The sequence below is a fragment of the Nocardioides salsibiostraticola genome, assembly GCF_054783655.1.
This window is the reverse complement of the sequence record NZ_BAAGQD010000014.1, coordinates 25,123-45,105: the sequence shown is the minus strand read 5'-3', so window position 1 is coordinate 45,105 and position 19,983 is coordinate 25,123. Positions and strand designations below refer to the sequence as shown.

Genomic DNA, 19,983 nt, shown 5'->3' with positions numbered 1-19,983 from the left:
CCTGCTGGGGTGACTCAGTCTTTGATCGTGCCCTTACCGCCGTGCAGCATCGTCATCACGGTGGCGAGCATGCCGTCCTCCTTCTCGGTGCGCTTGAAGGAGGTCAGCGTCATCACGGGCTTGAACTTCTGGCGGGCGATGGCCTTGGAGTAGCAGAACTCGCGCAGCCCGTCCTCACCGTGGATCCGGCCGAAACCGGAGTCGCCCACGCCACCGAAGGGCAGGCTCGGGATCGCGGCGAAGGCGATCACCGAGTTCACCGCCGTCATCCCGGAGCGGATCTTGCTGGCGATCTCGATCCCACGCTTCTTGGAGAACACGGTGTTGCCCAGGCCGTAGACGGTTGCGTTGGTCAGGGCGACGGCCTCTTCCATGTCGCGGACCTTGGCGATGGTCATCGTCGGCCCGAAGGTCTCCTGGGTCACCGCCGTGGAATCCTCGGGCACGTCGACCAGGATGGTCGGCTGCACGAAGCGCTCCCCGACCCCGTCGAGTCCGCCCACCACGGCACGACCGCCGCGGTCCAGCGCGTCCTGGATGTGGCTGCGGATCACGCCGACCTGGCTGGGCATGGTGATGGGGCCGATCTTGGTCGCCGGGTCGTCGGTCGCCGACAGCACCTTGGCCTTCTCGGTGACGGCGGAGACGAACTGGTCGTAGACCTGCTCGTGCACGTAGACCCGCTCGACGCCGATGCAGGTCTGACCGGCGTTCGCCAGAGCACCCCACACGGCGGCGTCGGCCGCGGCGTCGATGTCGGCGTCCGAATCGACGATCACCGCGTCCTTGCCCCCGGCCTCGATGACCACCGGGGTCAGCGTCTCCGCACAGGCGGCCATCACGCGCTTGCCGGTGGCGGTCGATCCGGTGAAGGCGACCTTGTTGACACCCGCATGGCACAGGGCCGCACCGGTCTCGCCGAGACCGGTGATCACCGAGAGGACGGGGCGACCCACGGCCTCGTTGAAGGTGTCGGCCAACCACTCACCCACACCGGGGGTGTACTCGCTGGGTTTGAAGACCACCGCGTTCCCGGCCGCGAGGGCGTAGGTGATCGAGCCCATCGGGGTGAAGATCGGGTAGTTCCACGGGCCGATGACCCCGACGACGCCCAAAGGGGCGTACTCCAGGGTCGCGGACTGGTTCGCCATCAGCAGGCCGGACGACACCTTGCGGCGGCCCAGGGTCTTCTTCGCGTTGCCCGCCGCCCAGGCGATGTGGTCGATCGCCAGCGCGGCCTCCAACATCGCATCGGCGTGCGGCTTGCCCATCTCCTGGTGGACCACGTCGGCCAACTGGGCCATCCGACGGGTGATGACCGACTTCCACGTGTTGAGGTGCTCAGCGCGCTCGTCGAAACTCAGTCGCGACCACCACATGGCCTCGCCCTGGGCGCGGGCAACGGCGGCCCGCACCTCCTCGTCGGTGTGGATCGCGTGAGTGCCGACGACGTCCCCGGTGGCGGGGTTGATCGAGTCGAAGGTCGTGCCGGCCTTGTTGACGGTGTCCTTCGGCGCGGCGATCGAGGTGTCGGGGCGGTTGTCTACTGCGGTCATCGTGACTTCCTGATCTCGTCGGCGATCTTCTCGCCGATCATGATGGTCGGGGCGTTGGTGTTGCCGCGCGGGACGGCCGGCATGACGGAGGCGTCGACGACCCGCAGGCCTTCGACACCGCGGACCTTGAGGGAGGCGTCGACCACGGCGTCCTCACCGGATCCCATCGCACAGGTCGAGGTGGGGTGGTAGAGCGTCTGCGCCCAGTTGCGGATGTGCTCGACGAAGTCGTCCTCGGTCGGGCTGCTGGGAAGGTGGAACGGGCGGTCGAGATAGCCACTGACCGCGCCCTGGGTGCACATGTCCCAGGTGCGGCGGCATCCCTCCACCAGGGCGTCGAGGTCGGTCTGGTCCTCGAGGTACGCCGCGTCGATGGCCGGGTGCCAGGTCGGGTCGTTGGACCGCAGCCGGATCGAACCGCGACTCGCGACCGACACCAGGGTCGGGGCGGCGGTGAACATGCGGCTGGTCGGTTCGTGGAACCCGTTGTCGTAGAACCCCGCCGGGGCGGCATGGATCTGCATGTCCGGCGCGGTCAGGCCCTCACGGGTGTGGAAGAACGCCCCCGCCTCGCCAACGTTCGACGACAGCGGCCCAGTCCCCCGGGCCTTCCACTTCAGCAGGTTCACCAGATTGCTCGCCTCGGCGAGGTCGGTGGTGTTCCGGGTGTGCCACAACATGGGTACGGCGGGGTGGTCCTGCAGGTTCGCCCCGACGCCGGCCAGGTCGACCCGGGTCTCGACCCCCACCTCGGTGAGGTGGTTGCGCGGGCCGATCCCCGAGAGCATCAGCAACTGCGGGGAGTTGATCGCGCCTCCGGCGAGCAGGACCTCCCGGGTCGCGGACACCGTGTGGGTCGAGCCGCTCTGTCGGAAGGTGACCCCGGTGGCGCGCTCGCCCTCGAGCACGATCCCGGTGGCGAAGGCACCCGTCGTCACGGTGAGGTTCGGGCGGGAGCGGGCCGGCTTGAGGTAGGCGTCGTTGGTCGACCAGCGGCGGCCCGACTTGCAGGTGACCTGGTAAAGACCGGCGCCCTCCTGATCGGCCCCGTTGAAGTCGTCGCTGGGCTTCAGCCCGGCACCCACGGCACTCTGGACGAACGCATGGCTCAACTCGTGGGTGTAGCTGCGGTCCTCGACGTGCAACGGCCCGTCGGCGCCGTGCCAGGGACCGCCGAGCCGCGTGTTCGACTCCGCCTTGATGAAGTGGGGCAGGACGTCGTCCATCCCCCAACCGGCAGCGCCGTACTGGTCCCGCCAGGAGTCGTAGTCAGCGTGGTTGCCGCGGATGTAGATCATCGCGTTCATCGACGTGCACCCGCCCAGAGCCTTCATCCGCGGCCAGTAGGCCCGGCGGTTGTGCAACTGCTTCTGCTCGGTCGTGGAGTAGTTCCAGTCCCACTTGGTCTTGAAGAGCGACGGGAACGCCGCCGGGATGCTGATCTCGTCGGCCTCGGCTTCACCCCCGGCCTCCAGGAGCAGAACTCTCGTGCCCGGATCCTCGGTCAGTCGGGCCGCGAGAACGGCCCCCGAACTTCCGGCTCCGACGATGACGTAGTCATAGGTGTCACTACCTTGGGCTCCCATGCGCAGAACCTACTCCGGCGTCGGTCACGCTGTCAGCGAGTGGTCCGCAGACGTGGACAAAACCCTTCGCCAATTAGTTCCGGCGCGGTTCACACCGACGAGGTCGTGACCTCGATCTGACCGGTCAGGGTCCGGTGCACGGGGCACTTGTCGGCGATCTTCAGCAGGGCCGCACGCTGGTCCTCCGGCAGTGCCGGGTCGAGGACGATCTCTCGGTGCATCACGTCGATCATGCCCGAGTCGGCCTCGCAGGAATCGCAGTCCTCGGCGTGCACCCTGTTGTGGGTGACGGTGACCGTGGTGGCGCCGTACTCCCAGCCCTTGCGACGGGCGTACATCCGCATGGTCATCGACGTGCAGGCACCGAGTCCCGCCAGCAGGTGCTCGTAGGGGTTGGGTCCGAGATCGGCGCCGCCCACGGAGGCCGGTTCGTCGACCAACCACACGTGCTCGGGGGTCTGTGCCTGGTGGGTGAACCCGGCCGGGTCCGCCTCGCTGATCAGCACTCCCTCCTGCGGGGCCGTCCCCAGCCTGTCGAGTCCCGCCGGGCTCGAACTGACCAGTTCCACATCCGGGAGGTCGACGTACTTCGACGCCCAGGTCGAGATCAGCCCAGCGGCGTACGACGCGTCGTGGCGGTTGGTGAGCAGATGATCGGCACCATCGAGCGCGATGAAGGACTTGGGATGCCGGGCTGCCTCGAAGATCTCGCGGGCGTTGTCGATGCCCACGGTCTGGTCGTTCGGCGAGTGCAGCACCAACAACGGGCGACGCAGGGCGGCGATCCGCTCTTGTTGGTCCCCGTCCCGGATGTCGGTCAGGAACGACCGACGCAGGTTGAAGGGACGCCCCCCGATGTTCACCGACATCACCGGATCGTCGTCGCCCTCGGGCTGCTCGGCCTCGTCGAACCCCGTGATGATGTGCGCGACGTGCTCGGGAGTGGCGGGAGCACCGAGGACGGCTACCGCCTCGACCTCAGGCAGTTGTCCCGCGGCCGCGATCACCGCCGCGCCGCCCAGGGAATGGCCCACCAACAGACGAGGGGTGGCGATCTCCGTCTCCAACCACTTCGCAGCCGCGACGAGATCGCCGATGTTGCTGGTGAACGAGGTGTCGGCGAACTCCCCCTCGGAGGTGCCGAGCCCGGTGAAGTCGAACCGCAGGACGGCGATCCCACGCTCGGCCAGGGCCTTGGAGATCCTCGACGCGGCGTGCGACTCGCGACTGCAGGTGAAGCAGTGGGCGAAGATCGCGGTCGCATGGACAGGACCCACCGGTCGGTCCACCGTCCCTCGGATCGTCTCGCCCAACGCTCCTGGGAACGTCACGTCGCCGGTGGGGCCCTGAGTCGTGGGTGTCATGCAACGAACCTAACCAACGCATCCAGCGGCCCATCAATCCCGCGGCCACCCATCGGTCGGGTTCACAGAACGTCACCGATCGGTAAGCAAACGACGACGGAGGGGTGTGGGACCACGACGTAGGCTCGAGAAATGCGACGACTCCTCACCGCCGGACTCCTCAGCGCAGGCCTCCTTCTCACCGCGTGCGGCACGGCAGGCGTGGACAACGCAGCAGCCCCCAGCACGAGCCGCGACGTCGCCGACGGCGGCGAGGTCGCCCCCGCCGCGGCGAGCGGCGACGGCATCGACCTGGACTTCACCGCCGAGACCATCGCCGGGAAGCCCTTCGACCCGGCCACCACAGCCGGCTCGCCCACCGTCTTCTGGTTCTGGGCACCCTGGTGCCCCACCTGTCGGGCGCAGATCGATGGGGTGAGCGCGCTGGCCGACACGTTCGGTGACGACGTGAATGTGATCGGCGTGGGTGCCCTGGACGACCAGGGCGCGATCGCGGACTTCGCCGGAGATGTCTCGTCCAACGTGGTCAACCTCAACGACCCCGACGGCGCGGTCTGGCGCCACTTCGGCGTCACCACGCAGAGCAGCTACCTCGTGGTGGATGCGAACGGTGTCGCTCAGGCCTCGGGATACCTGGACGACGCCGAACTCTCGAGCCTGGTCTCCGGCCTGGTCGGTTGAGACGACCGGTGATCTGCTGATGACCGACGTCCACCCAGGGAGCTGATCCCGTGTTCGACGGCCTGGTTGCGGTCGCGCTCGGCGCCGGACTCCTGGCGGCGGTCAACCCGTGCGGCTTCGCCCTTCTCCCGGCCTACGTCTCGCTGCTGATCGGGCGTGACGACGACCTCACCCGAGGCGCCGCTGTCGGTCGGGCATTGACGCTGACCGGGGCGATGACCCTGGGCTTCGCCGGAGTCTTCGCCGTCTTCGGCCTGGCCATAGCCCCGGTGGCTGCTCAGGTCCAACAGCATCTGCCGTGGTTCACGGTCGTTCTCGGGGTCGCCCTGGCGCTGATGGGGGTCTGGATGCTCGCCGGGCGCGTCGTGAAGCTCCCCGCGCTACGCCGTCCCGGACGACCGGGCAAACCGCCGAGCGCTCGACCCATCACCCGCTCGTTCTGGTCCATGACGGGCTTCGGGGCTAGCTACGCCGTCGCCAGTCTGTCCTGCACGATCGCCCCCTTCCTCGCGGTGGTCATCGGCGGCTTCCGCTCCGGTTCCCCCCTCGAAGGCATCGTCCTGTTCTTGGCCTACGCGACCGGGATGGGTCTGGTCGTGGGCACCCTTGCCATCGCGACCGCCCTCGCTTCGTCCGGCACCGTGAGCGGACTGCGCAAAGCCGGACGCTGGACCCCTCGGGTCGCCGGGGCCCTGCTCGCCGTGTCCGGTGCCTACGTCGCCTACTACGGCGCCTGGGAGTTGCGGGTGAACTCGGGTGCGAACCCGGACGACCCGATCATCGATGCCGCCGCCCGGGTCCAGCAGTTCCTCGTCGACATCGTTGCTGCTGTCGGGCCGGGCGGCTGGGCCCTCATCGCGGGCGCCCTGATCGTGGGCGTGCTCGCCCTGCGCCGGACCCGCAGGCCTGGCGCCAGTCTCCATCCCTCGGTGGACCCCGCACCCTCCACGGACGCCGCGGATACGCGTGATCCCTCGTCGACGACGCCGGGGGTCTGACGCGATGAGCAGCCGGCGCCGTCGTTCGACAACGGGGTTGGGCCTGGGCCTGGCCCTCGCCCTGCTGTTCTCGGCCTGCGCCACGGAACCCACCGACACTGGCCGGAGCGATGGGGACCGAGCCACCGGCAATCTGGGCCGTCAGGACATCGACGCAGTCTCCGCTCTTGACTCACGGGACGACGCCTCCTTTCCGACGCCCCTCATCCCGCTGGAGGAGATCCTGTCGGGGGGACCACCACCGGACGGCATCCCGTCGTTGGACGACCCGCAGTTCGACCCCGCCGACGAGGTGGACTGGCTCTCGCCCGGCGATCCCGTGCTCAGCCTGACCATCGGTGACGAGACCAGGGGGTACCCCGTCGGGGTCCTCACCTGGCACGAGATCGCCAACGACACCGTGGGCGGTGTACCGGTTGCCGTGACGTACTGCCCGCTGTGCAACTCCGGGGTGGCCTTCGAACGCACCGTCGAGGGTGAGGTGACGACCTTCGGGGTCTCCGGCCTTCTGTACGCCGACAACCTGATCATGTACGACCGCGCCACGGAATCCCTGTGGCCGCAACTCACCGGGGTGGCCTCCGTGGGGGTGCGGACCGGCACCGAGTTGACCAGCATTCCGATCGGCGTCGTCGGGTGGGAGCAGTTCCAGGCCGCACACCCGGAGGCGTTGGTGCTGAGCCGCGACACCGGCTTCGACCGGAACTACGGAGCCAACCCGTACGAGGGGTACGACGACCCGAGGACCGAGCCGTTCTTCGCCCTGCCCGGCGAGCCCGACCAACGTCTCCAGGTCAAGGAACGGGTCGTCGGCGTCGGGGAGGGCAGCAACGCCGTCGCCGTACCCCGCTCGGACCTCGAAGCGGCCGGGGTCGCCCTCGTCGAGGTGGACGGTGGTCCTGTGACGCTGTGGCACCTGCCGGGTCAGGTCTCCGCACTCGACACCGCGCAGATTGCCGACGGGGCTTCGATCGGGACGGTGGCCGCCTTCGACCCCACCGTCCCGGGTCGCGGCGTTCTGGAGTTCGAACGCACCGGCAAGGGGGCGTCGGCCCGGATCGTCGACACAGCCACAGGATCCACCTGGGACGCCTTCGGCACGGCGACCGACGGCGAACTCACCGGCACCCGCCTCGACCCGGTCGAGTACCTCGACACGTTCTGGTTCTCGTGGGTGATCTTCCAACCCGACACCGGGCTACAACTCCCCTGAATCGCGTCGGCCGAGCCGTCTGATCAGACGAAGCGAACGACGATCAGGCCGAGGGCGACAACGGCGAACACGACCCCGGCGAACCGCTTGCGTCCACGGCGGGGCGCGGCGTGCTTGGAGCGTCCCCGGCTAACGCGCGCGGAGGTCGCTGGTGGCGCCTCAGGCGAGTCGGTCGGGTCGGTGGCTGCCATTGCCCGCAGGGTCACGGCAACCTCCTCCGCCGTCGGCCGGTCGTGGGGATCCAACGCCGTCATCTGGGCGATCAGGTCGCGCAGTCGCGGCGAGATCCACTCGGGGACCTCAACCGGAGAGACCAGTCGAGCCACTGCCGCCTCGACCAGGGTGCCGGTGAAGGCCTTGACCCCGGTGATGAGTTCGAGCAGGACCAACCCCAGGGCGTAGATGTCGATCGCCGTGGTCGCCTCGCCCTTGCCCACCTGCTCGGGTGCGAGGTAGCTGACGGTCCCGATCGCGGTTCCCGTTGCGGTGTGCTGCCCGACCTCGCTGGCGATGCGGGCGATGCCGAAGTCGCTCAGCAGTGGCAGTCCGTCCGCATCGATGAGGATGTTGGCCGGTTTCACGTCGCGGTGGATCACGTCGATCTCGTGGACGGCGCACAGCGCTTCGGCGACCCCGGCCACGATGGCTGAGGCTTCGTCGGGGTCGATGCGTCGCTCGGCCATGATCTCGGACAAGGAGGACCCGTCGACGAGTTTCATCACGATGTACGGACGCCCACCTGAGGTTCCGGCGTCGTGCACCGTCACGAGGCCGGGGTGCTCCAGTCTCCCGAGCACCTTGGCCTCTTCGGCGAAGCGGAACTCGGCTGATTCGTCACGGACACCGTCGTGCATCACCTTCACCGCCACGTCGCGGTCCAGGACCGTGTCCGTGGCGCGGTAGACCTCGGCCATGCCGCCGCGGCCGACCAGTTCGTCGATGCGGTAGCGCCCGCCCGCGACGACCGCGCCACGATCGAGCGTGGTGGTTGTCGGGTCGAACAGCGCCGCCGCATCGACGTACTGGGTTGCTTCGAGCCCGTCAGAGGGTCCGGTCTGGTCGGTCATCCGACGGGCCGCCTGTGTCTCCTGGCCTCAGACCGCCGGCGGGTCGCTCTTGGTACGACGCTCGGTGGTGGTCTGGGATCCGTCGGGGTGCGTGGTGGTCTGCACCGCGCCGGAGCGTCGGCTGTTGTTCAGGGTGATGGCGGTCAGGACGATGAGGCCCAGTCCGACCAGGGCCATGATCCATCCGACCATCCGGAGGTCGACCGCGTCCACAGCGTCTTGCACAGCGAGGGCCAGGATCAACCCGACCACCAACAGGAATCCGCCTGCTCCGTATCCCATGCGAAACCACCTTCCTGACCCACTTCTGGATCAGCATCAGGGCATGCCCGTGTGGCAGGCCCTCGCAGACAGTACCCAGGGTCTGGGCGGTGAATCAGGAAGTTGAATATTTTAGGGTTCGTCGGGCGTGATCAACGGGGTGACGGTCACATCGGCGTGCACGAACGCGTGGTCGGTGGCGGTGCGGATCGGGGGGTTGTAGTCCACGACGTGGCCGAAGAAGTCGATCTGCCCCGAACCGAGGATCCAGTCGATCTTGATCGGCCCGGCTCCGACGTTGCAGCCGCCGCCGGCGGTGGTGCCACCGTTGGAGGCCACCATCCCGGTCGAGGCGGCGACGCGGCAGAAGAACTCGGTCTTCTCATTCGTGTCCCCGAGAATGAACACCGTCTTCCCGGTCGCCTGGAGTTGCCGGATCAGCGCGATCTGTTGTCCGGTGGCCGAGTCTCGGGCCGCTTCCTGGTCACGCGGGGAGTTGTGGATGTCGATGACGTAGAACTCCCCCTGGGTCTCGCGGTGGCGCAGCAGGACGTAGGGGATCGGCCGTTGCTGATTGTCGAAGGTGGTGATGATCGAACCGGTGTCGCGCAACTCGAACAGGGCGTCGCGCCAAGCGATCTGGAGGCGCACCCCCTGGTTGCCCAGCGCCTGCCCGGGCCAGATGCTGTAGCCGCCGAGACGTGCCTGGAGCACTCCCAACTGATCCCGTTGCACCTCCTGCATGCCCACCAGATCGACGCCCCGCCCCTGGATGGCGCCTGCGAGGGCGGCGGCCCGATTCGTCCCCCCACCTCGGTGTTGGCTACCGAGGATGTTGAGGGTGCCGATTCCGAAACTGAACGGGTCCCCTGGCACCGGTCCGGGCGGCGGCTCGGGACGTTTTTCCAGCGCGGCAGCCGGTTTCATCAGCCGGTAGGCCGGCAGCCGGGGCAGGGTCGCTGAAGCGGCGGCGTCGGGCTTCTGCTTCTTCTGCTGATCAGCCGCCGAGCCGGTGTCGCTCACGGCGACCTCTTGGGGTTTCTCGGTGAGGGCGAGATTGGTCGTCAGGGTGCGCGATCGGGGCCCGGGGCGGCCCTTGACCGCCAGACTGGTGACCGGCACAGCCGGACTCGTTGCCTGGACCTGCATCAGCCCCGGCGCGAGGGGCGACGTCGCCGTACCCACCCCCACCGCCGCTGCGGTCGCCACGACGGCGACGAGCAGGGTCGCGGCGATCCGGGCGCGGCGCCGCGTCGGGGTCACGATGGGAGCGACCTCAACGCGGAGCGTCGTCGACGTCCGTCGACCCTTCGGCGTCGTGCGCGGAGGGGACGGTGGTGCGCTTGGTCCGCCGTGAGGGGTCGTAGAGCCCCGCCTCTTCCGCGGCCTTCACGTTCTTCAGACGCTTGGTGAGACTGAAGCCCAGGACGGCCACCGCGAGGATGAGCAGTCCGAACAGGGCGAAGGCGGTCCATCCCGCGACCACGTCGTTGGGGTCGATGTCCGCGTCGGGAACGTCGGTCGCCAACAGGATCAGGTCGAAGAGCATGCTCTTATCCTCTCAGGTCCGGTGAAACCGGACTCTCGATACCGGCGAACAGGTCGTCCTCCGGCGTCGAGCTGTGAACGTGGCTCGTGACCAACTCGAAGTCCTCGGTGGGCCAGACCTTCACCTGCAACTCCCGGGGGATGGCGAACCAGAACCCGTCGGGGTCGATCTGGGTGGCGTGCGCCAACAGCGCCTGGTCGCGGACCCCGAAGTACTCCCCGCACGGCACCCGGGTCGTGATCCGCTCATCCCACTCGGGTTCGCGCCTCCACTCCTTGAGGCGATCGGCCCAGGGGGACTCCAGGTCGTGTTCGACCATCGCGTCGTGAATGGCCTGCATCCGGGGTCGGTTGAAGGAGTGGTGGTAGTACAGCTTCAGCGGCTGCCAGGGGTCGCCTGCCTCGGGGAACTGCTCCGGATCGCCAGCGGCCTCGAAGGCGGCCACGCTGACCTCGTGGCAGCGGATGTGGTCGGGGTGCGGGTAGCCCCCGCGCTCGTCGTACGTCGTCACCACGTGGGGCTTGACCTCGCGGATGATGCGCACCAGTCGCTCGGTGGCCTCCTCGAGGGGGATCAGACCGAAGCAGCCCTCGGGCAGCGGGGGTTTCGGATCGCCGTCGGGCCAGCCCGAGTCGACGAAGCCGAGCCACTCCTGGCGCACGCCGAGGATGTCTCGCGCGCGCTCCATCTCCTGCCGGCGGACCTCGGCCATGTTGGCCAGGACGTCGGGGCGGTCCATCTTCGGGTTGAGGATCGAGCCGCGTTCACCGCCGGTGCAGGTCACCACGTGGACCTCCACCCCCTCGGCGACGTACTTGGCCGTCGAGGCTGCGCCCTTGCTCGACTCGTCATCGGGGTGGGCATGCACGTGCATCAGCCGGTAACCCGACTTCGTCGCGGTTCCGGTGATGGTTGCCGCCTGCCTGGTGGAGTGCTGCCCGATGGGGTGCTGCCCGGTGGAGTGCTGCGGTGTGGAGTCCTGCGCCATGGGCCTCATCGTAGGTCTCGGGTCCTCACACCCGGTCGTTCGGGTGCGTGACGGATATTGGTCCGGATGACCATCTAGATGTCAGGCTGGGGGTGTGGCCACCACTGACACCCTCGTCGACCGGTACGGCGCACCCGCCCCCTGGCGTCGACGCGCCCTGATCGCCGTCTCGGTCACCGTCGCCGTGGTGTCGGGCAGTTGGCTCGGTTGGACGGCCTGGGACCACTCGACACCGGAGGTCCAGTCGGAGTTGGTCAACTTCGAGGTCCTCGATGAACACGCGGCCACCGCTGACGTTCGGATGCAGTTCCGGCGTCCTTCGGTCGAGGCGACCTGCCTGCTGCGCGCCTTCGCCGAGGACCACTCGGTGGTCGGGGAACTCAGCTTCACCCCCAGCGCGGCCGTGAACGGGATGGTCACCCAGACGGTGCGTACCGAACGGCGCGCGACCTCCATCGAGAGCATCGGCTGCACGGCGGACGGACAGGCGCGGCCGCGCTGAACTGCATCCGGGCCGGTTGGTTGTTAGACTCCCCTATCTGATCGTCCCGGTGCGGCCCGCTTCCTGCGGCTCGGCGCTTTACCGCCGCGGCGTCGCTCGGAACAGTTGACGTAGAACAGTTGACGCATCGCCCGCCCGATCGGTCCTCTCCGGTCACGGTTCGTTTTTGCCTTACCCACGAGCATCCCCCGATCACCCAGACCGTTCCTGACCACCCGATCGATTATTTTCACGTAGCCACCAGGAGTTCCCATGACCCAGTCGTCCGAGAAGAGCACCATCTGGTTGACCCAGGGCGCTCACGACAAGCTGCACGCCGAGCTGGAGAACCTCAAGGGCCCCCGGCGCGCGGAGATCATCGAGCGCATCAGCGCCGCGCGCGACGAGGGTGACCTGAAGGAGAACGGCGGCTACCACTCCGCCAAGGACGAGCAGGGTCAGATCGAGGCCCGCATCGTGCAGCTCGAGGACATGCTCCGGCGGGCCGAGGTCGGCGAGACCCCTCCCGACGACGGCATCGTCGAGCCCGGCATGTTGGTGACCTACAAGTTCGCCGAGGACGACGACGACGATGCCGAGTCGTTCCTGCTCGGCGCCCGCGAGATCGCCGAAGAGGGCGACGACAGCCTCAAGGTCTACTCACCGCAGTCTCCGCTCGGCACCGCCATCCTGGGCGCCAAGAAGGGCGACACCGTGTCCTACGAGGTCAACGGCAAGTCCCAGAAGGTGCAGATCCTCGACGCCAAGCCCTACGCGGGCTGACGCGGCAGCGCGGGCTGACTCAACTCAGGCGGTAGCCGCAGTCGAGCAGCCGAGCCCGGACCCGTTCGGCGTGCGGCTCTCCGCGGGTCTCGAGCTGCAACTGCACCTCGACCTCGTCGAGAGGCAACGAGGCGGAGTTCCGTTCGTGCACGATCTCGAGGACGTTGGCGCCCGAGGCGCTGACCTCGGCCAACAGGTTGGCCAACCCTCCGGGTACATCGGGGATCGTGACGTGCAGGCCGAGGTAGCGGCCGCCGGCCGCCATACCGTGACGGATCACCTTGGCCAGCAGCAGCGGATCGATGTTGCCTCCGGAGAGCACCGCCACCGCGGGGGTCTCGAAGGCCGAGGGGTGGTCCATCATCGCGGCGACCGCCGCGGCCCCGGCGGGTTCCACGATCATCTTCGCCCGCTCCACCAGGGCCAACAGCGCTTGTGACATCGACTCCTCCGAGACCGTCAGCATCTCGTCGACGTGGTCCCGCACTGCGGCGAAGGTGACCTCACCCGGAAGCCCGACCGCGATGCCGTCCGCCATCGTCTTCATGTACTTCAACGGCACGGGACGGCCCTGCTCCAGGGACGCGGGGTAGGCGGCCGCCCCCTTGGCCTGGACCCCCACGACACGGATGTCGGGTCGCTGTTGCTTGATGGCGAGCGCGATCCCGGCGAGCAACCCGCCCCCACCGGCCGGCACGATGACGGTCTTGGTGTCGGGTGCCTGCTCCAGGATCTCCAGCCCCACCGTGCCCTGGCCGGCGACCACGTCGACGTGGTCGAAGGGATGGATCAGGATGGCGCCGGTGTCCTCGGCGAACTGTTTCGCCGCGACCAGCGCGTCCTCGAGGTAAACGCCGTGGAAGATCACGCGGGCGCCGTACCCGCGGGTGGCTCGTTCCTTCGGGATCGGTGCGCCCTCGGGCATGAAGACCGTGGCCTCGATGCCCAACTCGCGGGCCGCCAGGGCGACTCCCTGGGCGTGGTTCCCGGCCGAGGCCGCCACCACGCCGCGGGCCCGTTCGTCTTCGCTGAGCCCGGAGATCCGCACAAAGGCGCCGCGCGCCTTGAACGATCCGGTGCGTTGGAGGTTCTCGCACTTGAGTCGAACCGGTCCGCCGACCACCGAGGAGAGCCAGCGCGACTCCTCCATCGGGGTCAGCACGGCCAGCCCCTCGAGCAGGGAACGGGCACGAGCGAAGTCGGCGGGGGTCACCTGGCTCACGGTACGCCGATCGAGCGGGCCAGTTGAGCCGCCACGTCCGGGTGATCCGACGCCAGGAGGCCGACGGCGACCAGGAGGTAGTCCTGGTCCACCACGACCCGGGCCCGCTCGGGTAGTTGCCAGGCCCCGTCCCCCTCGTCGCGTAGGGCCGCATGGAGCACGTTCTCGACCACGTCGGTGGAACCGTGCCGCAGCGCCCCGCCGGAACCGACCAGCATGGCCACCTCGCGCAGGTCACGCCCGGAGCGTTCGACGACGCGACCCTGTGGGCTGAGCACCACACGGGATCGACCGGCGTGACGGCGCAGGGCCAGACCCACCGCGGCGCAGGCGATGGCCTCGTCCTCGGCCCGCTCCTCGTCGGTGGTGGGAAGGAACGCCGGTTGCGCGGTCCTCACTCGTGCCGCCGATTCGAGATCGTTCAGGCCTGCTGCCTCGACGGTGCTCGAGGCCGACCAGCGCAGGCCCAGATCTCCCTCGACCGTGCGGGTGACCGCCGTGGTCGCGACCACCTCGCGGGAGAGCCCCCGGTCCTCGGGATCCAACCCCACGACCGAGTGGACGTCTGTGGTGGCTCCGCCCACGTCGACCACGGCAACGTCCCCCGTCACCGTGGCCAGCACCTCGACCCCGGTCAGCACGACGTCGGGGGTGGCGCCGCGCACCATGGCGACGAACTCGGTGCCGCCGCCTCGGACGCTGAGCCCCTTGCCCCCGATCACGTGGGCCAGGAACATCTCCCGGATCGCCGACCTCGCCGATTCCGGGGCCAGCATGCCGATCGTCGGGAGAACGTTGTCGGCCAGGGTGTGGGGCAGATCGGTCGACGCGGATCCCAGGATCTGCGAGACCTCGTCCCGCGCCTCGACGTTTCCGGCGACCACGACCGGGCCGGCCCACCCGCTGCCCGCCAACCATCGGGTCGCCCTCAGCAGGACCTCCGCATTGCCACCGTCTGTTCCCCCGGTGAGAAGCACGACGTCGGCCGCGGCCCGGTGGAGGACCTCGTCGTCCAACGCCTTCGCGGCGACCACCACCGCCACGACCTTGCCGCCACTGGACAGGGCCACTCGTCGGCCCGCTTCTGCGGTGACGAGTTCCTCGTTGCCGACGACCGCGATCCGCAGCCCACCGCCGGCGCTCGAGCAGGCCCGCACCTCCGCGTTGGCGGCTCGCGGGTCCTGATCCACCAGCCGGGCCAGGCATGCGTCGTACCCGTCCAGGACGTCGGTGTCGATCGTGGTGCGGTGCTCGGCACTACCCAAGATCCTGCCGTCGCTCACGTCGACCAGCAGGGCTTTGGTGAAGGTGGACCCGAAGTCCACGCACACGACCAACCCGTCGGTCGAGCCTGGTTTTGGCGAGCCTGTGTTTGTCGAGCCTGTGTTTGTCGAGCCTGTGTTTGTCGAGCTTGGCGAGACCACTACCCCAGCGCGCGGTCCAGGTCGGCGATCAGGTCCTCGGCGGTCTCGATGCCGACCGAGAGCCGCACCAGGTCGGCGGGCACCTCCAGGTCGGTGCCGGCCACGCTGGCGTGGGTCATCCGTCCCGGGTGCTCGATCAGCGACTCCACCCCGCCGAGGGATTCACCCAGGGTGAACACCTCGGTGCGCTCGCACACCGCCAGGGCAGCCGCTTCGCCACCCACGGTCCGGAAGGAGACCATGCCGCCGAAGCGCTTCATCTGTCGCGAGGCCAACTCGTGACCGGGGTGCTCGGGCAGGCCGGGGTAGATGACCTGCTCGACCCGCGGGTCGTTGCCGAGGAAGTCCACGATCTTCTCGGCGTTCTCGCAGTGCCGGTCCATCCGGATCGCCAAGGTCTTCAACCCGCGCAGCACCAGCCAGGAGTCGAAGGGCCCGGCCACGGCGCCGATCGAGTTCTGGTGGAAGGCCACCTGCTCGGCGAGTTCGAGGTCGCGCACGATCAGGGCACCACCGACGACGTCGGAGTGCCCGCCGGCGTACTTCGTCGTCGAGTGGACCACCACATCGGCGCCGAGGGTCAGAGGCTGCTGGAGGTACGGCGAGGCGAAGGTGTTGTCCACGACCAACAGCGCGCCAGCTTCATGAGCGACCGCGGCGAGCGCCTCGATGTCACCGATGTTCAACAGCGGATTGGTCGGCGTTTCGATCCACACCAGTTTCGTCTGCCCGGGTCGGATTGCGGCCCGCACCGCGTCCACGTCCGAGACGGGCGCGGCGCTGTGCTCGACCCCCCAGGGCAGTTGCACCTTGTCGAAGAGTCGGAAGGTGCCGCCGTATGCATCGTCGGGCAGCACCACGTGGTCGCCGGGCTTGCAGGTCGTCCGCACCAGGGTGTCCTCTGCCGCGAGGCCGGAGGCGAAGGCGAAGGCGCGCTCTCCCTGCTCCAGGGCGGCGAGGTTGCCCTCGAGGGCGGTGCGTGTGGGGTTGGCCGACCGGCTGTACTCGTACCCCCCGCGCAGACCGCCGACCCCATCCTGCTTGTAGGTCGAGGTCGCATAGATCGGCGGGATGACCGCGCCGGTGGTGGGATCGGGCTCGTAGCCGGCGTGGATCGCACGCGTCTCGAAACCGGCCTTGCTGAGGTGCTCTTGTTGGCTCACCACTCGAGCGTAACGGCCGACGCACCTCGCCGCTCGACCTGTCGGGTGCCGCCGCGTGGTCTCAGCGGTCGGCGACCGGTTCCACCCGTCAGATGTCCGCCGAACTACTGACAGAACAATCGGAATTCGGCCGAAACGGACCCGAAACGGGCGATCGCGAACCGTTCCGTCAGTAGTTCGGTGGGGGCGAGGTCGCCGAACGACGCAGTCGCAACCCCATGTAGATGTCGTAGACACCGATCGCGATGGCCAACCAGCCGAAGACGCCACCCACACTCACGTTGAAGATGCCGCCACCCAGAGCGATGACGCCGATGAGCAGATAGCGACCACTGCTCCGCGGCTTGCGGCCCGCGGGACGAGGCTCGGGAACGGCGAGCGGGTGATCAGCGTGATCGGCCTGTTCCCCCGTGCCGTCCCAACCGTTGCGCCCCACCTGTTCGACGGCGCCATCGGCGAAGATGTACGACCAGCGCTCGTCGTCCTCCCCCTCGAGGTCGATCCGCCCCTCTCCGGCATAGGGCGCCAGCGCGGTCCAGAAGGCCGTCGCCTGCTCCGACCACTTGGGGTCGCCGTCCTCGTCGGTGTGGCAGAGCAGGTCGTCACCGACGCGCTCGAGACCGCAGGACGCAGCGAACTGGGCGAGTTCATCGAGAGTTGCGGTCGCGAGGTCGTCGCTCAGCCAACCCGAATCGGCGGCGAGCATCTGCTGACGAGCTGCGGCCAGCGCTGCGTCCTCCTGCGAGACGGGGAGCCGGAGCCGGCCGCTGGTCGTAACGAGGTATCCCACGCTGGCATCGTGTCACGCCAACCCTGGGTTGCCGACGACCAGGGCGATCGGTTTCGCCCGGCGCACCCCGGCGACTTTTTTGGGTGCCCTGAGAGAATGAAGCCATGTTCGGACGAAGCAAGACCACCCTCCCCGAAGCCGACCAGGCCCTACCCGGTCGCGACCAAAGCCCCTTCCCGCTCTCCGAGAAGCATCGCGTCCTCGACGCCCCCCTGGTCACCGAAACCGCGCCGGACGGCCACGAGGTCGCCATCTTCGGACTCGGCTGCTTCTGGGGTGCCGAGGAGATCTTCTGGCAGATGCCCGGGGTCTATTCGACCTCGGTCGGGTACGCCGGTGGGCACACCCCGCATCCCTCCTACGAAGAGGTCTGCTCGGGCCGGACCGGACACACCGAGGCGGTTCGGGTCGTGTTCGACCCCTCGCAGGTGACCTACGCCGATCTGGTGAAGCGATTCTTCGAGGTTCACGACCCCACGCAGGGCATGCGTCAGGGCAACGACGTCGGCACGCAATACCGCTCGGCGATCTACACCACCACGCCCGAGCAGCAAGAGACCGCAGCCGACCTGACGCGGATCTACAGCGACGAACTGACCCGCCGCCGATTGGGTCAGACCACGACCGAGATCAAGCCCGCCCCGGCTTACTACTACGCCGAGGACCAGCACCAGCAGTACCTCGCGAAGGTCCCGCACGGCTACCGATGCCACGCGAACACCGGCGTGAAGTTCCCCGACACCGAATAGTCCCCATCCGCCTCACACTTACGGGTCTGGGGCGGTGTGGGTCGGACTGAGAGACTGAGGACATGCCCGAACTGCCCCGCAAAGCCGCCATTCGTACCGCTCGTCTCGCCGGCCTGCCCCTGGGGTACGCCGGGCGGAGCGCCATGGGTTTCGGCAAGCGGCTGGGCGGGGCGCCGGCCGAGGCGGTGATGTCGGACATCCAGCAGCGCACGGCCGAGCAGCTCTTCCGCACCTTGGGCGAGCTCAAGGGCGGGGCGATGAAGTTCGGCCAGGCGCTGTCGATCTTCGAGGCGGCGCTACCGGAGGACCTCGCGGCGCCGTACCGCGAGCAGCTGACGAAACTGCAGGACTCCGCTCCCCCGATGCCGACCCAGACGGTGCGCGAGGCGTTGGCGCGCGAGCTGGGTCCGGACTGGAAGAAGCAGTTGGTCTACCTCGACGGCGGCCCCACCGCGGCCGCGTCCATCGGGCAGGTCCACAAGGGCCGCTGGCACGACGGCCGGGAGGTCGCGGTCAAGGTGCAGTACCCCGGAGCGGGGGATGCCCTGCGGTCGGACCTCAAGCAACTCTCCCGGCTCGCGCGCACCATCGGACCGGTCTTCCCCGGCATCGACATCAAGGAACTGATGTCCGAGGTCGAGGCCCGCGCGGTCGACGAACTCGACTACACCCTGGAGGCCGAGGCTCAACGCGCCTTCGCGGCAGCGTTCCGCGACGACGACGAGATCGTGGTGCCCGACGTGGTTGCCGTCGGCGAGACCGTCATCATCACCGAATGGTTGGACTCCGACTCCTCGCTGGCGGCGATCATCCGCGACGGCACGGTCGAGGAGCGCAACCATTACGGACAGATCCTGGTCCACTTCCTGTTCTCCGGGCCGCAACGGACCGGCATGCTCCACGCAGACCCGCACCCCGGCAACTTCCGGATCATCCCCAACCAGGACGGGTCCCCCGGTCGGATCGGGGTCTTGGACTACGGCGCGGTCGCCCGGCTGCCCGAGGGCAAACTCCCGGACGCGATGGGCCAACTGATCCGTCTTGCCGCCCTCGATGACAAGGACGAACTCCTGGCCGGTCTGCGCCGCGAGGGGTTCATCAAGGACAAGATCAAACTCGACCCGCAACTGCTCATCGACTACCTGGCGCCCCTGGTCGAGCCGACCCGGGTCGAGCGCTTCCAGTTCAGCCGTGAGTGGATGCGCGAACAGTTCGAGCGGATCAACAACCCGCGCGAGGAATCGTTCACGGTGGCGATCAAGCTGAACCTGCCCGCGTCGTACATGCTCATCCACCGCACCTGGATCGGTAGTATCGGGGTGTTGAGCCAACTGGAGGCCGAGGCGCCGTTCCGCGCGATTCTGGCCGAGTTCCTGCCCGGCTTCCGCGAACCCGTCTGACGAGCTGAAGCGCTGACCTACTGGGCCAGCCGGTCGAGAATCAGTTGCAACGCAACGTCACCCTGATCGGTGTCGAAGATGTTCTGGGCGTGCGCCGAACCGGGTAGCACCTCGAGCTGGTTGTCGTTGCCGTCGGCGTTCTCCGCCAGGGCCACCGATGCGTCCGCACTGGGGTCGTCCTCGCTGACGATGAACAGTTTCGGCTGCTCGCCGATCCCGTCGACCTCTGTGTTGACGGCCAGGGTGATGAGTTGATCGGCGATATCGGGCTGGTCGCTCAGGAGTCGGAGGATGGCGTCCGCCCCGGCGCTGCCCCCGACCAGGGCGACCTCGGCGATCCCCTCGTCCTTGAGTTGCTGGACGGCAGCCCCGATCGCCTCCGGGTCGATGTTCTCCACCGCGATCACGGTGGCGCCCTGATCGGCGATGGCGGTGGCCTGCTCCTCCCAGCTGGCTGCGTCGAAGGCTGCTCCGTGGGCCAGGACCACGCCGTACTCGCCCGTACCCCACGTCAGCGCCTCGTCGGCGCCGATGTCGATCCGCTCGCCGCTGGTGTCGCCGCCCGAACTCTCCGCCGGCCCGTCACCCCCAGATGTCTCGCCGTCGGTGCTTCCGCATGCGCTCAAGGCCAGAAGCAGGGCAACCACGAGCAGGTGCTTGATCCGAGTCATGCCCTCGACGGTACGGATGCGCTGGGTACGGACTCCG

Annotated in this window: 20 protein-coding genes; 7 read left to right on the top strand and 13 right to left on the bottom strand. The window is 68.4% G+C overall.

Annotated elements, in window-relative coordinates:
- Positions 1-14: 14 nt before the first annotated feature.
- The 3 genes from ACYVLV_RS07580 to ACYVLV_RS07570 form a co-directional block, all read right to left on the bottom strand.
- Complete coding sequence (locus tag ACYVLV_RS07580; protein ID WP_460808941.1) at positions 15-1,556, bottom strand: aldehyde dehydrogenase family protein; 1,542 nt, start codon at positions 1,554-1,556, stop codon at positions 15-17.
- Positions 1,553-3,142 carry a GMC family oxidoreductase gene (locus ACYVLV_RS07575; protein ID WP_460808940.1) on the bottom strand — a complete coding sequence of 530 codons (1,590 nt, stop codon included), beginning with the start codon at positions 3,140-3,142 and terminating at the stop codon, positions 1,553-1,555. The genes ACYVLV_RS07580 and ACYVLV_RS07575 overlap by 4 nt, the downstream gene beginning before the upstream one ends.
- Positions 3,143-3,231: 89 nt before the next feature.
- Positions 3,232-4,506 carry a bifunctional alpha/beta hydrolase/OsmC family protein gene (locus ACYVLV_RS07570; RefSeq protein ID WP_460808939.1) on the bottom strand — a complete coding sequence of 425 codons (1,275 nt, stop codon included), beginning with the start codon at positions 4,504-4,506 and terminating at the stop codon, positions 3,232-3,234.
- A gap of 132 nt (positions 4,507-4,638) precedes the next feature.
- Between ACYVLV_RS07570 and ACYVLV_RS07565 the strand changes: the two genes are divergently transcribed.
- Genes ACYVLV_RS07565 through ACYVLV_RS07555 form a run of 3 tightly spaced genes read left to right on the top strand, consistent with a single transcriptional unit; the run spans position 4,639 to position 7,398 of the window.
- Positions 4,639-5,187, top strand: a complete 549-nt coding sequence (locus ACYVLV_RS07565; protein ID WP_460808938.1) for a TlpA family protein disulfide reductase — start codon at positions 4,639-4,641, stop codon at positions 5,185-5,187.
- A gap of 50 nt (positions 5,188-5,237) precedes the next feature.
- Positions 5,238-6,185: a cytochrome c biogenesis CcdA family protein gene (locus ACYVLV_RS07560; RefSeq protein WP_460808937.1), complete on the top strand. Its 948-nt coding sequence runs from the start codon at positions 5,238-5,240 to the stop codon at positions 6,183-6,185.
- 4 nt (positions 6,186-6,189) lie between these two features.
- Positions 6,190-7,398 (top strand): DUF3179 domain-containing protein, encoded by a 1,209-nt coding sequence (locus ACYVLV_RS07555; RefSeq protein ID WP_460808936.1) that lies wholly within the window; start codon positions 6,190-6,192, stop codon positions 7,396-7,398.
- A 23-nt stretch (positions 7,399-7,421) separates the two neighbouring features.
- Here the strand turns inward: ACYVLV_RS07555 and ACYVLV_RS07550 are convergent, their stop codons facing one another.
- The 5 genes from ACYVLV_RS07550 to mca form a co-directional block, all read right to left on the bottom strand.
- On the bottom strand, positions 7,422-8,465 hold the full coding sequence (locus ACYVLV_RS07550; RefSeq protein WP_460808935.1) for a serine/threonine-protein kinase: 1,044 nt from the start codon (positions 8,463-8,465) through the stop codon (positions 7,422-7,424).
- Positions 8,466-8,492: 27 nt separating this feature from the next.
- Positions 8,493-8,747: a DUF6458 family protein gene (locus ACYVLV_RS07545; protein ID WP_460808934.1), complete on the bottom strand. Its 255-nt coding sequence runs from the start codon at positions 8,745-8,747 to the stop codon at positions 8,493-8,495.
- Positions 8,748-8,858: 111 nt separating this feature from the next.
- Entirely contained in the window at positions 8,859-9,989 is a 1,131-nt protein-coding gene (locus ACYVLV_RS07540) for an endonuclease/exonuclease/phosphatase family protein (protein WP_460808933.1), read from the bottom strand.
- Positions 9,990-10,002: 13 nt separating this feature from the next.
- Positions 10,003-10,275, bottom strand: a complete 273-nt coding sequence (locus ACYVLV_RS07535; RefSeq protein ID WP_460808932.1) for a hypothetical protein — start codon at positions 10,273-10,275, stop codon at positions 10,003-10,005.
- A gap of 4 nt (positions 10,276-10,279) precedes the next feature.
- A complete protein-coding gene (gene mca / locus ACYVLV_RS07530; RefSeq protein ID WP_460809629.1) occupies positions 10,280-11,149 on the bottom strand; it encodes a mycothiol conjugate amidase Mca in 870 nt (289 codons plus the stop codon).
- Positions 11,150-11,357: 208 nt separating this feature from the next.
- On the opposite strand from mca, the gene ACYVLV_RS07525 reads away from it, so the two are divergent.
- Positions 11,358-11,765 carry a DUF4307 domain-containing protein gene (locus tag ACYVLV_RS07525; protein ID WP_460808931.1) on the top strand — a complete coding sequence of 136 codons (408 nt, stop codon included), beginning with the start codon at positions 11,358-11,360 and terminating at the stop codon, positions 11,763-11,765.
- A 252-nt stretch (positions 11,766-12,017) separates the two neighbouring features.
- Positions 12,018-12,527: a transcription elongation factor GreA gene (greA, locus tag ACYVLV_RS07520; protein ID WP_460808930.1), complete on the top strand. Its 510-nt coding sequence runs from the start codon at positions 12,018-12,020 to the stop codon at positions 12,525-12,527.
- Positions 12,528-12,546: 19 nt separating this feature from the next.
- Here the strand turns inward: greA and ilvA are convergent, their stop codons facing one another.
- The 4 genes from ilvA to ACYVLV_RS07500 all read right to left on the bottom strand — a co-directional run bounded on the left by ilvA (position 12,547) and on the right by ACYVLV_RS07500 (position 17,126).
- Positions 12,547-13,740, bottom strand: coding sequence for a threonine ammonia-lyase (ilvA, locus tag ACYVLV_RS07515; RefSeq protein ID WP_460808929.1), 1,194 nt, complete (start codon positions 13,738-13,740; stop codon positions 12,547-12,549).
- Between the two features lie 5 nt (positions 13,741-13,745).
- Positions 13,746-15,074, bottom strand: coding sequence for a glutamate mutase L (locus tag ACYVLV_RS07510; protein ID WP_460808928.1), 1,329 nt, complete (start codon positions 15,072-15,074; stop codon positions 13,746-13,748).
- 98 nt (positions 15,075-15,172) lie between these two features.
- Positions 15,173-16,336 (bottom strand): cystathionine gamma-synthase, encoded by a 1,164-nt coding sequence (locus ACYVLV_RS07505; protein ID WP_460808927.1) that lies wholly within the window; start codon positions 16,334-16,336, stop codon positions 15,173-15,175.
- Positions 16,337-16,505: 169 nt separating this feature from the next.
- On the bottom strand, positions 16,506-17,126 hold the full coding sequence (locus tag ACYVLV_RS07500; RefSeq protein ID WP_460808926.1) for a hypothetical protein: 621 nt from the start codon (positions 17,124-17,126) through the stop codon (positions 16,506-16,508).
- 104 nt (positions 17,127-17,230) lie between these two features.
- On the opposite strand from ACYVLV_RS07500, the gene msrA reads away from it, so the two are divergent.
- Both msrA and ACYVLV_RS07490 read left to right on the top strand, forming a co-directional pair.
- On the top strand, positions 17,231-17,875 hold the full coding sequence (gene msrA / locus ACYVLV_RS07495; protein WP_460808925.1) for a peptide-methionine (S)-S-oxide reductase MsrA: 645 nt from the start codon (positions 17,231-17,233) through the stop codon (positions 17,873-17,875).
- 62 nt (positions 17,876-17,937) lie between these two features.
- On the top strand, positions 17,938-19,275 hold the full coding sequence (locus tag ACYVLV_RS07490; protein WP_460808924.1) for an ABC1 kinase family protein: 1,338 nt from the start codon (positions 17,938-17,940) through the stop codon (positions 19,273-19,275).
- Between the two features lie 17 nt (positions 19,276-19,292).
- On the opposite strand, the gene ACYVLV_RS07485 is transcribed toward ACYVLV_RS07490, so the two are convergent.
- Positions 19,293-19,946, bottom strand: a complete 654-nt coding sequence (locus ACYVLV_RS07485; protein WP_460808923.1) for an alpha/beta fold hydrolase — start codon at positions 19,944-19,946, stop codon at positions 19,293-19,295.
- Positions 19,947-19,983: the final 37 nt, after the last annotated feature.

Coding starts and splice junctions, on each gene's coding strand:
- ACYVLV_RS07580 (WP_460808941.1), bottom strand. CDS start 1,556: ATGACCGCAGTAGACAACCGCCCCGACACCTCGATCGCCGCGCCGAAG.
- ACYVLV_RS07575 (WP_460808940.1), bottom strand. CDS start 3,142: ATGGGAGCCCAAGGTAGTGACACCTATGACTACGTCATCGTCGGAGCC.
- ACYVLV_RS07570 (WP_460808939.1), bottom strand. CDS start 4,506: ATGACACCCACGACTCAGGGCCCCACCGGCGACGTGACGTTCCCAGGA.
- ACYVLV_RS07565 (WP_460808938.1), top strand. CDS start 4,639: ATGCGACGACTCCTCACCGCCGGACTCCTCAGCGCAGGCCTCCTTCTC.
- ACYVLV_RS07555 (WP_460808936.1), top strand. CDS start 6,190: ATGAGCAGCCGGCGCCGTCGTTCGACAACGGGGTTGGGCCTGGGCCTG.
- ACYVLV_RS07550 (WP_460808935.1), bottom strand. CDS start 8,465: ATGACCGACCAGACCGGACCCTCTGACGGGCTCGAAGCAACCCAGTAC.
- ACYVLV_RS07545 (WP_460808934.1), bottom strand. CDS start 8,747: ATGGGATACGGAGCAGGCGGATTCCTGTTGGTGGTCGGGTTGATCCTG.
- ACYVLV_RS07535 (WP_460808932.1), bottom strand. CDS start 10,275: ATGCTCTTCGACCTGATCCTGTTGGCGACCGACGTTCCCGACGCGGAC.
- mca (WP_460809629.1), bottom strand. CDS start 11,149: ATGCACGTGCATGCCCACCCCGATGACGAGTCGAGCAAGGGCGCAGCC.
- greA (WP_460808930.1), top strand. CDS start 12,018: ATGACCCAGTCGTCCGAGAAGAGCACCATCTGGTTGACCCAGGGCGCT.
- msrA (WP_460808925.1), top strand. CDS start 17,231: ATGTTCGGACGAAGCAAGACCACCCTCCCCGAAGCCGACCAGGCCCTA.
- ACYVLV_RS07490 (WP_460808924.1), top strand. CDS start 17,938: ATGCCCGAACTGCCCCGCAAAGCCGCCATTCGTACCGCTCGTCTCGCC.
- ACYVLV_RS07485 (WP_460808923.1), bottom strand. CDS start 19,946: ATGACTCGGATCAAGCACCTGCTCGTGGTTGCCCTGCTTCTGGCCTTG.